10 protein-coding genes are annotated in these 13,531 nt (G+C 66.7%); 2 read left to right on the top strand and 8 right to left on the bottom strand.

Translation table 11 applies throughout. From position 1 onward, the window contains the following. From ACCD07_RS10200 to ACCD07_RS10180, 5 genes are all read right to left on the bottom strand, one after another. Nucleotides 1-5,832: filamentous hemagglutinin N-terminal domain-containing protein (locus tag ACCD07_RS10200; protein ID WP_413447275.1), on the bottom strand; the 5,832-nt coding region annotated here is incomplete at its 3' end. Nucleotides 5,833-5,937: 105 nt separating this feature from the next. After that, nucleotides 5,938-7,149: a glycosyltransferase gene (locus tag ACCD07_RS10195; protein WP_413447274.1), complete on the bottom strand. Its 1,212-nt coding sequence runs from the start codon at nt 7,147-7,149 to the stop codon at nt 5,938-5,940. Between the two features lie 3 nt (nt 7,150-7,152). Next, a complete protein-coding gene (locus ACCD07_RS10190) occupies nt 7,153-7,809 on the bottom strand; it encodes an HAD family hydrolase (protein ID WP_413447278.1) in 657 nt (218 codons plus the stop codon). Between the two features lie 5 nt (nt 7,810-7,814). Beyond that, complete coding sequence (locus ACCD07_RS10185; RefSeq protein WP_413447273.1) at nt 7,815-8,456, bottom strand: FABP family protein; 642 nt, start codon at nt 8,454-8,456, stop codon at nt 7,815-7,817. 27 nt (nt 8,457-8,483) lie between these two features. Continuing rightward, nucleotides 8,484-8,903 (bottom strand): ATP-binding protein, encoded by a 420-nt coding sequence (locus ACCD07_RS10180; protein WP_176650800.1) that lies wholly within the window; start codon nt 8,901-8,903, stop codon nt 8,484-8,486. A 40-nt stretch (nt 8,904-8,943) separates the two neighbouring features. On the opposite strand from ACCD07_RS10180, the gene ACCD07_RS10175 reads away from it, so the two are divergent. Further along, the gene (locus tag ACCD07_RS10175; protein ID WP_176650799.1) at nt 8,944-9,381 is read left to right on the top strand and encodes a FecR domain-containing protein; all 438 of its coding nucleotides are present in this window, start codon (nt 8,944-8,946) and stop codon (nt 9,379-9,381) included. A gap of 3 nt (nt 9,382-9,384) precedes the next feature. Then, a complete protein-coding gene (locus tag ACCD07_RS10170; protein ID WP_176650798.1) occupies nt 9,385-9,972 on the top strand; it encodes an OmpA family protein in 588 nt (195 codons plus the stop codon). Here ACCD07_RS10170 and ACCD07_RS10165 read toward each other — a convergent pair. Genes ACCD07_RS10165 through ACCD07_RS10155 form a run of 3 tightly spaced genes read right to left on the bottom strand, consistent with a single transcriptional unit; the run spans nt 9,969 to nt 13,422 of the window. Further along, the gene (locus ACCD07_RS10165; protein ID WP_413447272.1) at nt 9,969-12,095 is read right to left on the bottom strand and encodes a CHASE2 domain-containing protein; all 2,127 of its coding nucleotides are present in this window, start codon (nt 12,093-12,095) and stop codon (nt 9,969-9,971) included. The genes ACCD07_RS10170 and ACCD07_RS10165 overlap by 4 nt on opposite strands. Nucleotides 12,096-12,103: 8 nt before the next feature. Further along, on the bottom strand, nt 12,104-13,072 hold the full coding sequence (locus ACCD07_RS10160; RefSeq protein WP_176650796.1) for an MBL fold metallo-hydrolase: 969 nt from the start codon (nt 13,070-13,072) through the stop codon (nt 12,104-12,106). Then, the gene (locus ACCD07_RS10155; protein ID WP_176650795.1) at nt 13,069-13,422 is read right to left on the bottom strand and encodes an STAS domain-containing protein; all 354 of its coding nucleotides are present in this window, start codon (nt 13,420-13,422) and stop codon (nt 13,069-13,071) included. Before ACCD07_RS10155 ends, ACCD07_RS10160 begins: the two co-directional genes overlap by 4 nt. Between the last annotated feature and the right edge of the window lie 109 nt (nt 13,423-13,531).

Raw genomic sequence — 13,531 nt, 5'->3', positions numbered from 1 at the left:
TTTCGCCTGGCGGGCGACGGGCCGGCGGGCCGCGGGCGCCGTCAGCGTGGCGAGGCGCGGCAGGGTGGTATGCACGCCGCGGGCGCCATCGTTGGCGCCGATGCCCGCGCCGCGCGTGGAGGTGCCGTTGGCCGTGACGCTGAGGGTGCCGGCGGTGATATCGTTGGTACCAGTACCGCCGTACACGGCCCCGTGCGAAGTCAGTCCGACATCGCCGCTGCCGGCGTTGATCAGTTGAGAGATGGTCAGTTCGCTGGTGGCGCCGCCGCCGGCTGTCAACGCCACATTGCCGCCCATCGTGTGCACGCCGCTCAAGGAACCGCCACCCGACTCGATCAGCGTATTGGCCGGCAACACTCCGACCGTGAAGCCCGCGCTATTGCTGTACGAGATGGCCGTGCCATTGGTTTCTGCCGCCAGCGTCGAGATCAGATTGCCCGCGTCACCCAGCGTGACGATCCCGCCCGCCGACAGACCCAGCGTGTTGACCACGATAGGCCCACCCTGGGTGATGGTGCCGCCGCTGCCAAGGCCGATCATCGTGGTGACCGGATTGATGTCGGTCGCGACGGCCGTGCCGGCGGTGGTGATGCCGGCCACATAGAGATCTCCCGGCGCTTCGGAGTCGCCGTAACGGCGGCCGATGCCGATATTCGGCGCGACCACGCGGTCGAGCCGGGTGATCGCCAGGCAGCCGCCCACCCCGCCCACCTGGCAGGTGGCCGAACCCACCGTGATCGGCCGGCCCGTGGTGTGGGGCTGCAGCACCACGGTGTTCCCGGTGACGGTGTCGTTGAGCGTCAGGTTGTCCGTCTCCAGCGACGCGCTGGCGGTGCCGACGTCGACCGGCTTGCTGATGATCAGCGAATGGGTGATGAAGCCGGTCGACAGTTCCAGGTCCTGGTTATTGGTCGACAGTCCGTTGATGGTGGTCACGCCATCGATGGCGGTCACGCTGCCGACGGTCAGGTTGTTGGCGACATAGATTTCCGACGGCCCCTTGACGCCGGCGCCGCCCTGGTTCAGCGCTCCGCCCAGGGCGGTGAAGTTATTGGTGATCAAGTTCAGCTCGGCCGGTCCCGCCGCCTCCAGCACCAGCGTGCCGCTGGATACGATCAGCGGCGCGCCGACGTTCTGACTGATGCCGGCGCCGTCGGACTTGAGCTTGATAGTCTGGCCAGCCCCGGAAGTGACGCCGCTGACGCCGTCGACCGTCTCGACCGAGATCTGGTTGGCGGAGCGATAGGCGAACGAACCGCTGGTGGAGCCGGCGATGCGGCCGGTGCCGTTGGCCTGGTCCAGCGCGACGTCGGTGCCGGTGAACGCGACTCTGGTGATGCCGCCGATGGTGGCGCCGGCGCTCTGCGTGATGGCGCCGCCGGAGGTCAGATGCAAAGCCGAGCCGACATGCTCGAACGCGCCGCCGCTGCCATTGCCCAGCGCCGATTCGATGGCGACCGCGCCGGAAGTGGACGAGCCGATGCGCAGAATGGGCGCGTTCACGCCGTTAAGTTCGCTGCTGGTCAGACGCAGCACACCGCTGCTATCGGCCGCCAGCGCTCCGACCTTGACCGATACTCCGGCGGTGTGCGGCGCCAGGGCGACGCCGCTGGTGCTGGTGATGGTGCCCGCCAGGCTCATGTTGTCGGCCGTGATCAGCGGCGTCGCGCCACCGCTGGAAATCGAAGTGCCGGCCTGGGTGGTGAACACGCCGTCCACGCTGCCGGCATCGATGGTCAGCCCGCCGCCCGCCGTCGCTATGCTGGAGGTGCCATTGAGGGTGACGCCGGTCGTGCCCTGCATGTACAGCACGCTGCCATTGGTGGCGATGCTGCCGTTGCCGCTCATGACCACGCCGCCCAGCGCGTTGAACGCGGTCGTGCCGTGGGCCTGCAGTTGCCCGCCGTTGCCGATAGTGATTGTTTTCGCCGCGTTGGCGTTGGCGATGGTTACCAGCCCCGTCGTCAGCACGTCGTTGATGATCACGTTGCCGCTGCCGCCGTTGAGTGAGAGCATGCCGTTCAGGGCGCCGCCGTTATACAGATCCAGCGCGCCCGAGATGGTCACGTCGGCGGTCTGCGAGCCATTGCCGAGATAAATGTAGCCGGTGGTGTCGATGGTACGCAGTTCGGCTTCGGTCAGGCCGAGCACCCGCGTGCCGGGGGCGCCGCTGACATCGGTGGCGCCCGTGCCCGCGCGGATCAGCGTATCGCCGCTGCCCGGTCCGATGGCGACGCCGCCGCTGCCCGCATGCAAGGCGCTGCCGGTGAAGGACATGGCGTCGGCCTTCAGGTTGATCAAGCCGCCACCGCTGCTGACGCTGGAGCTGGCCGGCATGGTCAGCTGGGCGTTGTTGTCGAACGCGAACAGCTGGATGCCGCCGCCGTTGCTGACGATAGGCTGCGATGCCACCAGCGAAATCCCGCCCGATCCGTAGACCGCGATGCTGCCGCCAGCGCTGGTGATGGATTTGTTGATGCTGGTTGTGTAGCCGCTGGCGTTGTCCAGATACACAAGGCCGGCGCCTTGCTGATCGATGCCGTAGCTGCTGGCCCCGCCCACCGACAAATTGGTGCCGCTATTGGACAGCCGTATCACTCCTGAGGACGTGTTTTGCGCCTGCACGCTGTCGCTCATGATCGCGAGCGGGACAGAATTGCTGACGCCGTAAATACCAGTGGCGGCCTTCATGTCCAGCGCGCCGGCCTTGATGACGTTGCTGTTCAGCATCTGGATCGTACCGACGCTGGTCAGCGACACGGTGCCGTTGCCTCCGGCCGAGCTCGAACGGGCGTCGAGCCCGCTGTCGGCCCCGAGTACGATGTCGCCGCCGTTGGCGGTCAGCGTGACGTTGCCGGCGTTGAGCGCGGCCGTGCTGATGCCGCGCGCCGTCAACGCCTGCTGGGCCACCATGCTGATGCTGCCCGTCGACGAGACCACGCTGCCCAGGTTGATATTCTGCGTCGCCAGCAGGTTCACGGTGCCGCCGGCGAGGATGGAGCTGGTGTCGCTGGCGAGGCTGCCGGACGTGTCCAGCGTCAAGTTCGCCGTGCCGGCGCTCAGGTTGCCGGCGATGGTCAGGTCGTTGGTCGCGCCGATGCTGATGGCGGCGTTGCTGCCGTAGTGCGAGGCCGAGTTCAGGCTCATCCTGCCGGTGTGCGCCAGGTACAAGCCTTGCGGGCCGGCACCCGAGGCGCCGATATGGAAGTCGGTGGTGTCGCTGTTGAGCGCGTTGGTCAGCAAAGGCAGGCCCGAGGTGCCGATCGCGCCGGTGCTGCTGTTTTGCAGCATGATGCTGTCCGCGCTGATGACACTGGAGGCGCCGGTGCGCGTGATCGCGCCGCTGCCGCCGGCATTGAGCGCGACATAGCCCGAGGCCCCGGCATTGATGGTGCCGGCCACCTCGATACCGAAGGCGGAGGCTGCGGTGGTCGAGAGGTCGACCGTCGCGTTGGACGCGGCGGTGCTGACCGAGGCGATCGACAATGCATGGTTGTTGACCAGCGTGATGTTACCGCTGCCGGTGACGCTGGCGGTCAGCGAGCCGATCTCATTTTGCGTTCCCGTCAGGTTGATGCCGGTGGCGCTGTTGATGGTGGTGGCGCCGCCTTTGACGATGCCGCTGCCCAGCACCTGCCCGCTGGTGGCGGTCAGCGTCAGCGCAGAGGTTCCAGAGGTGGCGCCGTAAGTCGTGTCCGATATCGTCAGGTCGCCCGTCAGCGCCGTCAGGCTCAGGGGCGCGCTGCCGAAGCTACTCACGCCGTACGAGCCGCTGACCAGGCCCACCGTCAAGGCGCCGGAATTGACGAAACTAAAACCCGACGGCGCGTTGCTGTAACCGGCCAGGGTGTTCAGGTTGTTGGCCGTGTGATTGAGCGTAATCGCGCCCTGGTCGGCGATGATCAGCGCCGACGGCGCGCTGATCTCCGCGGTTTGAGTGATGTCGCCCTTGTAGTCGCGCAAATTGAGGGTGCCGGACGGCGCCGACACGATCGAGTCGATGGCCAGGCCGCCGGTGACGGTGGCCACGCCGGTCATGATCTCGACAGAGCCGCCGCTGGAGGTGACACCGACCTGCGTCGGGATCGCGCCGCCCGCCACCGTGCCGATCGTCAACGCGTCGGCGTCGTGATAGGAGAAGCCGGTGGCGCCCGAACCGGCCAGGGTGCCGACGGTGTTGCCGTTGTGGGTCAGGGTCACGCTGCCGGTATCGGCGATCGCCGCCAATGTCGGCACCGAGATCACCGAGGTCTGGGTGATGTTGCCGCCCGTCGTGTACAGCGACAGTTTGCCGCCCCCGGTATTGGTCACCTGCGAATTGATCGCGATGCCGGTGGTGGCAGACAAGGTCAGCTCGCTGGAATTGGACCAGCTGACCGGGCTCAGCACCGTGATGGAGCCGGTGCCGGTGTAGACGTTGACGTCCGATATGGCAAGCTGGTTCGTCAGCGTCAACGGCGTCAGCACGGCCGGCGTATTGTTGGCCTCGTAGACGAAAGGCGAGCCGCCGGTTTGCGTGATGTAGGTGTCGCTGCCGGTGGTGATGGAAATATTATTCGGATCCAGCAGCAGGGTGCCCATCTTGCCCCGGGCCGCGCGCAGATCGACCGTGCCGCGGAAATCGAGGAATTGCTTGCCGGACGACTCGGCGATGCCGCCGTTGCCGCCGGCCGCCCCGCCCCGCGCCGACACCTGTCCCGCCATCGACGTGGCGCCGTCGGCCCAGACCACCACCTTGCCGCCGTCGCCGCGCGCGATGGCGTCGGCCTCAATGCGGGCGTCGGCCCCGACCACGGTTTGCTGCGCGTTCTGCACCGCCGCGTTCTTGCCTTGGTAATCGCCGCCGACCAGCACGGTGCCGCCGCCGGTCTGGCCGCTGGCGTCGATGCGCGCGTCGCCGGTCAGCGCCACGCGCTGCCCCAGCACGGATACCTCCCCGCCCTGCCCGGCGCCGGTGGCGCTGGTCACGCTGCCCGCTTCCAGCAGCGTGTCGCGACTGGCCTTGAGCACGATCTGGCCGTTTTCGCCCACCACCGCGCTGTTGGCGTTCAAACGCCCGCGCTGGTTGACCAGCGCGCCGTAGATGCCGATGCGGCCGCCCTGCGCGATCACCTGGCCCAGGTTCAGCGCCGCGTTGTCCGGCGCGCTGACCACCACCTGCACCGACGGATTGCCCTCCTCGGCCAATTGCACGGCATGCCCGGCCGCCAGGATCACGTCCCCCTGGGGCGAGGTGATGACGCCGCTGTTGTCCACGTTCGGCGCCACCAGGAACACCTGGCCGCCGGACGGCGTGGTGATGCTGCCGGCATTGCTGACCGCGCCCGCGCCGGCGACAGCGGTGAAGTTGTTCCTGCCCGCCAGGAAGTCGGTGTTGGACAGGTTCAGGCTGGACGCGACCAGGCCGGCCACGTCGACCCGCGAGTCGCGGCCGAACATGACGCCGTTGGGATTAATCAGGAACACGCGGCCGTTCGACTGCAGGGCGCCGAAAATCTGGCTGGGATCCTGCCCCAGGATGCGGTTCAGCACGCTGCTAGAGCTGTTCTGCTGGATGAAGCGGGTCACCTCGCCGGCACCGACCGAAAAACTCTGCCAGTTGATGATGGTGTTGGGGGTATTGGTGATGGAGTACACATTGCCCTGTTGGCCGAATGTCGCCTGGCCGGCCACCACTTGCGGCAGGGTCGGCGTGGCCTGGGCGCCGCCAAAACAGGCGGCTACCAGCAAGGGCAGCCATTTGGGACGCAGTGATCCGATCGTCGGGCAGGAAGAGCGGCTGTTCATCATCAGTTCCCCAATCGCGGTGCGCGGCGTCCAGCGTCGCATCATGTGTTTTTGATAACTACGGGATGAATCTGCTGGAGAGAGTGTAGCGCCGTTTATGTTACTGATTGGAATTTTTCAGCCTGACATCCGCGTTAGGGCGAGGAAATCTCAGCTTTGTTGCGTAGAGGCCATTTGCCGCTCGAGCAGCGCCGCGATTTCGTCGTTCATCCGCTTTGGATCGAAGCCCCGGCGGCGTGCCGCGAATGCGCGTGCCGCCAAGCGATAGCTGTCCTGTTCAAGGATACGCCGCACGGCGCCGCGCCAGTCGCCATCCGGCTGCAGCAAGGCCGCGTTGTAGCCGGCGCCGGAGCGCGCCACCTGGCGCGCGATCAGGAACTGCTCGTTCTGCATCGGCAGCATCAGCAGCGGCACGCCCGCCAGCAGCGCTTGCGCCAGCGTGGCGACGCCACCGTGGGAAATGCATAGGTCGGCTTCGGCCAGCGCCAGCGTCAGGTCGACCGGCGCGTCCGCGTAATGCAGTTGCGGGCTGATGACCGGCGGCGCCGCGCCGCCGGCCACGTCCGGCAGATACACCACCGCGCGGCAGCCCTCATCCACCAGCGCCTGCAGCACCGCGCGGTGCGACGCATGTCCGGCCTTCAGGTAGGCAAACACCTTGCGCCCCTCACCCGGTGGCCAGTGTGGCGCCAATCCGCCCGGCGACAACAGGCTGGGGCCGACCCAGTGCGCGGCCTCGTGTTCGGCGCGGCCGTAGTGATCCAGCTCCGGCCAGGTGCACAGCACGGCAACATCACCCAGAAACAGCTCCGCGCCGTGCTCGAAAGGCACCGCCGTCGACGGCAGCAGCAGGTTGGCGTTGCCCACCACGCGGGCTTCGGACGACGACAGGCGCTGCGCGGGGATCGGCTCCCAGTCGCGCAACGGCGGCAGCGACTTGCCCGGCGGCGGGCTGTAAAAGCCGCTGCCGACCGAAGCGCTGCGCAAGCCCAGGCTGCGGGCGGCAAGGATCGCCGTCGGCGCGAAATCGGCTACCACCAGGTCAGGACGCAACTGCCCGAACAGCGCGCGCCAGCCGTCGACCATGCCACGCAGCGGTACCGCGTCCAGATAGCCGAACAGGAAAAGGATCTCGGCCAGGTTGCCCTGCGTGGGCGGCAGGCCGCTGCTGCGTTGCTGCCACACCGGCGCCTGGAATTTCGGCACGTCCAGGTCGGCCAGCAAGGCCCGCGTATGCGCCAGGTCGCGCAAGCTCAGGGTGACGCGATGGCCGCGCGCCAGCAGCGCCTGCGCCAGCATTTTCAGGCGTCCCGCGTGACCCAGTCCGCCGCCCAGCTCCCAGCACAGGTGCAGGTGGGCCATGGTTCAGCCTTCCGCCATCAGCTGCTCGATCTCGTCCAGCAGCTGCGGCATGGTATCGACCACGCGATAGGCGCCGGGGAAGTCGTGTCCACGCGTCAGCGCGTTGCGCAGGATGATGCAGCGGATGCCGGCCGCCGTCGCCGCCTGCAGGCCGCGCGGCGAATCCTCCACCACCAGGCAATCGGCGGCGTCCAGCTGCAGCCGCTCGAGCCCCAGCAGATACGGCTCCGGCGACGGCTTGCTGCAGGCGTAGGATTCATGCGTGAGGACGAATTCAAAATGCGGCATCAGCGCCAGGCGGTCGTGGATGATCTCGAAGTGCTCGCGGTTGGCGCTGGTCACGACACCCATGCGCAGGCGCGGCGACAGGCTGGCCAGCACTTCGGCCACGCCTTCGATGGCGGGAATGTGCTCGGAAGCCAGTCGGGCGGCATAGCGGCGATTGCGGTCGTTGCGCCATTCCTCGATCTGCGCCTGGCTCAGGCGCGGCTCGATCAGGTGCCACGCGCCGCAGTTGTCGGCCAGGTACCAGTCGAAGAAGTGCTGCTCGCTCAGGGCCAACCCCAGTGGCAGGAACAGATCCCGGTTCGCCTCGTAAAACAGGCGCTCGGTATCCACCAGCACACCGTCGTTGTCCCATAAAATCGCCTGCAACCTCATCTCGTTCACGCAGGAACGCCGCTCGCCATCGGGTTGGCGAGCGGTTCGGCGACCTTGCTCAGCAGGTTGCGGTCGACGTGATGGAACGGCTCATCCTGGCCACGTATCATCATCACCGTATCTTCTTCGTAGCCCCAGGTGCCGTCGTCGTTGATGGTGACCTTGATGCGGTACTCCACCGTCTTGAAGCCGTATTCCAGGAACGGGTTGGAACGGATGCCATAGGTGTCGGACTCCAGCCGCGCCACCAGTTCGAACTCCTTCGCGTCCGGCGCCACCACGGCCGACGCCATGGCGATCTGGCCGCGTGGGATGGCCAGCGTCTGGATCACGGTGCTGGTGGCCGGCTCCCACAGCCAGTAGCCGACCTGCTCGTGGTAGGTCTTGGCCTGGCCCGGCTTGTTGATGATGATCAGGTAGCGCAGGCCGTAGAACAGCTGCGGGCCGTTGGTCACGGGATCGATCGGCTGCAGCTCGATGCGTTCGACGTAGGCCTGCTTGCGCGGGCCGTCCGCCTTCGGCTTGATATCGAGGCCGCGCTCACCCTTCCAGATTCCCGCCATCGGCGCCAGCGGGCCGAGGTTGTCGAGGGTGTTGACGTCGATCGTGGACGGTTCGGTGTAAATATCGCTGGAAAACTCGCTCATGCAAAATCCTGTTGGTTGGTGATGACGCTATTGTAAGGCGATCTCGATGCGGTTGCGCCCCCCGCTTCTGGAATAGGCCACCGCGCCGCCCAGTTGGCGTATCAGCAGCAGTCCGACGCCGCCGACCTTCTGCTGCTCGACCGGCAGCAGCGGATCGGCCGGCGCAGGTCCTTCGGTCAGCGGATTGAATGGCGCCGCCTCGTCCTCGTAAGCCAGCCGCGCACCGTCCACGCCGACCCACACCGAATGCGCGCTGTCGCCACCGTAGCCATGCAGGATGCTGTTGCGCAGCAGCTCCTCCAGTATCAGCTCGGCGCGGGCAACGACGCCGGGCGCCAGGCCGGCGTGCTGCAGCGCCAGCGCGGCGAACGCCATCGCGCTGGGCACCGCGTCCAGGCGCGCCGGAAACTGCAGCATGTGCGCGGTATCGGTTTCTTTTTTCTCCATATCAATATATTATCGGATTGATCATCCAAGGAGAAGAAACATGTTGAAAGCCGCACTGGCAGCGGTCCTGGTCATCGCTTCCGCCCATGCCGCCGAACCGCCCGCCGGCATGGTCAAGACCACCAAGGGCAAAGCGACTATCGAACGCGAAGGCAAGCAGTCGCCGGCAAGCGCCGGTGCGTCGCTGATGCCCAGCGACCGCGTGATCACCGGCGCCGACGGCAGCGTCGGCATCACGCTGCGCGACGAGACGCTGCTGGCGGTGGGGCCGAACAGCAACGTGTGGCTGGAAAAATACGCCTTCGACCCGACTTCGCACGAGGGCACGCTGGACGCTACCGTCAAACGCGGCACGCTGGGCGTCATCTCCGGCAAGCTGCCCAAGCAATCGCCGGGCGCGGTGCAGTTCCGCACGCCGACTTCCATCCTCGGAGTGCGCGGCACCGAATTCGTCATCGACGTCAAGGACGGAGAATAATCGATGGCGATGTTAATCTGGATCGCCTGCCTGATCGCCGCCGTCTCGCAACAACGCACACCCACCGAACAAATCACGCTGCTGCCCAACCAGGACGGCAAGCCGAGCGCGGTAATCATCTCCACGGCGGGCGCCGATACGGTGCTAGACAAGCCGTACCAGGTCGCCTCCATCGACAGCAAGGGTGCCACCGTCAGCATCGGCGACATGGCCGATATCAGGAGCCGCTACGAGACAGTGCTGTCGGCGATGCCGCAGCGCGCGGCCGTGTTCACGCTCTACTTCGCCACCGACACCGACGACCTGGTGCCCGAATCGGCGGCGCGGCTGGCGGACGTCAAGGCGCAACTGGGATCGCGCCCTGCTCCCGAGATCATCGTCATCGGCCATACGGATACCGTGGCCAAGCGCGAATACAACGATGCCTTGTCGCTGCGCCGCGCCGCCGCGGTCAAGCGCATGCTGGTGGAAACCGGCATCGACGAAGAACGCATCGTGGTGCAAGGCCGGGGCGAACGCGAACCGCTGGTGCCGACCGCCGACGGCGTCGACGAGCCGCGCAACCGCCGCGTCGAGATCCGCGTCCGTTAGCTTGTCGCCGCGCCGTCCCAGCGCAGCACCAGCAAGGTCAGGTCGTCCGAGGCTTCGGCCTGGCCCACGTGCCGGCGCACATCGTCGCGCACCGCCTGCACCACCGCTGCCGGCGGTGAGGCCAACGGCATGCCGCCCAGCAGCCGGTCCAGCCGCTCGTTGCCATACAAATTCCCCGCCTCGTCCATCGCCTCGTTGATACCGTCGGTGGTCAGGCACAGGCACTCTCCCGCCTGCAGCTGGTATTCCTGGACCGGGTATTCGAAATCATCCATCACGCACAGCGGCGGCCCATCGGCGGGCCGCAGCAGCTCGATGCGGCCATCGGCCATCAACCGGCGCGGCGCGTCATGGCCTGCGTTGCACAGCAGGACCTGGCCGGTGGAGGCATCGAGGATGCCGGCCACGCTGGTCACGAACAGCATCTCCGGATTCTCGCGCGACAGCTCCCGGTTGGCGCCGTTCATGACGGCGGCCATGCCATCGGTGCCGCGCAGCGCCACGCTCTTGGACAGCGCCTTCGCCACCACCATGAACAGGCTGGCCGGCAGGCCCTTGCCCGACACGTCGCCGACCATGAAGAAGACGCGGTCGCGGTCGAGCATGAAAAAATCATACAGGTCGCCGCCCACTTCGCGCGCCGGTTCCAGCAAGGCATCCAGCGTGAAGCGGCGCTCGCCGGGGAAGGACTGCGCGGCCCGCGGCAGCGTCGCCATCTGGATGCGGCGGGCGGCGCCCAGTTCGCCGGCGGTCTTCGCGGCCGACACGCGCGCCGCCTGCAGCGCGTGCTCGCTCAGCTTGCGGTCGCGCACGGCCGCCGCCAGCATGCTGGTCAACAGGCTGAGAGCGACCAGGACCAGGCCGCAGTCCACGACGGCGGCGTCGAACAGCAAGCCGGCGCGCGCGAACAGCAGCGCGCCGCCGCCGAACATGCCCAGCGCAATGACGGCCCCTATCGGCACCGATACGCGCAGCCGCAAGCCGGGCATCAGCCACACCAGCAGCACGCTGAAGATGCCGAACGACGCCACCTCGGCGGCGCGCATCCAGCCGGGCCGGCGCAGGAAGGCGCCGTCGAAGAAGCTTTCGATCATCTGCGCGTGCGTGTCGACGCCGGGCATGAAGTCGCCGCGTGCGTTGGTTTTGTAGTCGGTCAGACCCAGCCCGGTCATGGCGACGATGACGATCTTGTCTTGCAGCGCGGCCGGGTCGAGACGGTCCTGCATCAGGTCCAGCGCGGAGATGTAGCGGTCCATCGCCGGCGAGGAAAAATTCACCCAGACCGCGCCGTCGAGCAAGGTCGGCACCCGCAGGTCGCCTACCGACACGCTGTGCACGCCGTCGGAACCGGCTTCGATTTCGAGTGCCTTGGCGCCTGTGGCCACGCGCAGCAACTCCATCGAAAAAGCCGGCACCAGCGTCTCGCCGACCGCGCCGACCAGCGGCGCCCGCCGCACGATGCCCTTCTCCAGGTTTACCGATAACAAGCCCTGCCCCTTGGCCGCCGCCTGCAGCAACGGCAGGCTGGACATCGCCTGCGGGAATCTCATCACATTCGTCATCACCGGCAGCGGCGCGGCACTCATGCCGTTCACGTGCACCGGCCAGACGCGCAGCGCATCGCTGGTTCCCGGCTCGGGATGGGCGAAGCCGGCCGCGCCCAGCACCGTCGGCGCCCTCCGCATGGCCGTCGCCAGCACGTCGTCGTAGGCCGGCAGCACGGCCAGGCCATCGCGCAACGCGCCCGCTGGCAGGCGGGCGGCCAGCGCTTCCGGCGAGGTGGTGTCCGGCTCCGGCATCAGGATATCCAGCCCGATGGCCAGCGGCCGCTGCGCATCGATGCGTTCTATCAGTTCCGTCAGGCGCGTGCGAGGCCATGGCCACTGGCCGAATTGCTTCAGCGAGGCTTCATCGATGGCGATGATCTGGACCGGTCCGGACGCGCGCTGGCGCGGCAGATGGACCTGATAGGCGTCGAATAGGGCCAGCCGCAGCTGCGGCAACGGACCGTCGCCGCCGATGGACAAGGCCAACGCCAGCAGGCCCGCCAGCACCAGCGCCAACGGCCGCCCCTGGCCCGCGCGCAGGCCGCCCAGGACCCGGGTTTGCAAGCGTTGCAGCATGGCCGCGCTTACAGTTCGATTTCCATGCCGTCGTAGGCGGAGACGATCTCCAGCGGCGCCTCGCCGGTGATCTCGGCATAGCGGCGCGTTTCGGCCAGCACGCTGGCGATCTGCGCGTCGTCGTAAATAGGCTCGTGATGGAACAAGCAAAGCTGGTGAACGCCCGCCAGCTGGCACAGCTCGACGCCGACCACATTGCTGGAATGCCCCCAGTCGGCCTTGACCGAAATGGAATCGGCCAGCGAATACATGGCGTCGAAGATCACCAGGTCGGCGTCGCGGAAGAAATCGACGAAGGCCACGCGCTCGGCGGCGTTATCCAGCTTGTGCTCGGAATCGGTACTGTAGATCATGCTCTTGCCGCCGTGCTCAAGGCGATAGCCGTAGGAGTCGCCGGCATGCAGTTGCAGCTTGGCCGTCACGGTCACGTCGTGCAGTTTCAATGGCACGCCCGGCTCCATGGTGACGAATTCGATGGTGGCGCCCAGTTGATGGAAGCCGACCGGGAAGCTGATCGGCTCCTGCTGGCGGCGGAACGCCGTCTCCAGCTCCTTGTGGCAGCCGTAGATGATGATGCGGTTGCCAGGTATGTAGGCCGGCGTGAAGAACGGGAAGCCCATGATGTGATCCCAATGGAGATGGGACATGAACACATGGTAGGTCTGCGGCTTGGCGGGGCCATACTTGGCCAGCTTGGCGCCGGCCAGCGCGCGCACGCCGGAACCCAGGTCGAGGATGATGTGCTCGTGCACGGTGTCCGGATCCCACACTTCCACCTCGACGCAGCTGGAGTTGCCGCCGTAGGTGCCGCGCACGTCGAAGCCCAGGTCGTTGTCGATATACGACGCCACTTTTTCCGGCGTGTCGAGATTGCGGCCGATGGCGCCCTCGAGCGCCTTCACCAGCTTGGAACGGATCTGCTTGTGATTCAGCGCGACCGGCAGCGAACCGCGCGCACCCCAGATGCGGGCCTTCATGAAGCGCCGCCGACGGCGGCCAGCGCTGCGGGGCGGTCCGGGAATATCTCGAACAGCATGTCGAAACGGCTGATGGTGAACACCTCCAGCACCAGCGGCTGCAGCGCCGCGAGCACCATGCGGCCGCCCTGCGCCTTGACCTGCTTGATCGCCACCATCAGCGCCCGCAAGCCGATGCTGCTGATGTAATTGACGCCGGCGAAATCGATCACCATCGGCGCGCCATCCCTGGTGCAGTCGCGCAGATGCGGATCGAGCGCCAGTTTGAAGGCATCCGCGTGCGTATGATCGATGCGGCCGGCTGGGCTCAGCACCAGCGTGCGCCCCTCTTGTCGTGGCTGAAGTTCCATGTTGATGACCCGTGCTCCGTGCTCGTGAGATACTGATTAAGGGTTAAAGTGTACCAAATATCAGTAGTTATTTTGGTATTTTCGCATCTTTTTTGTGCAAGAAGCAATT

Origin of the sequence: Duganella sp. Dugasp56 (assembly GCF_047304105.1) — a bacterium.
Taxonomy (GTDB): Bacteria; Pseudomonadota; Gammaproteobacteria; order Burkholderiales; family Burkholderiaceae_D; genus Rugamonas; species Rugamonas hordei.
This window is presented reverse-complemented; position numbering and strand designations above follow the sequence as displayed.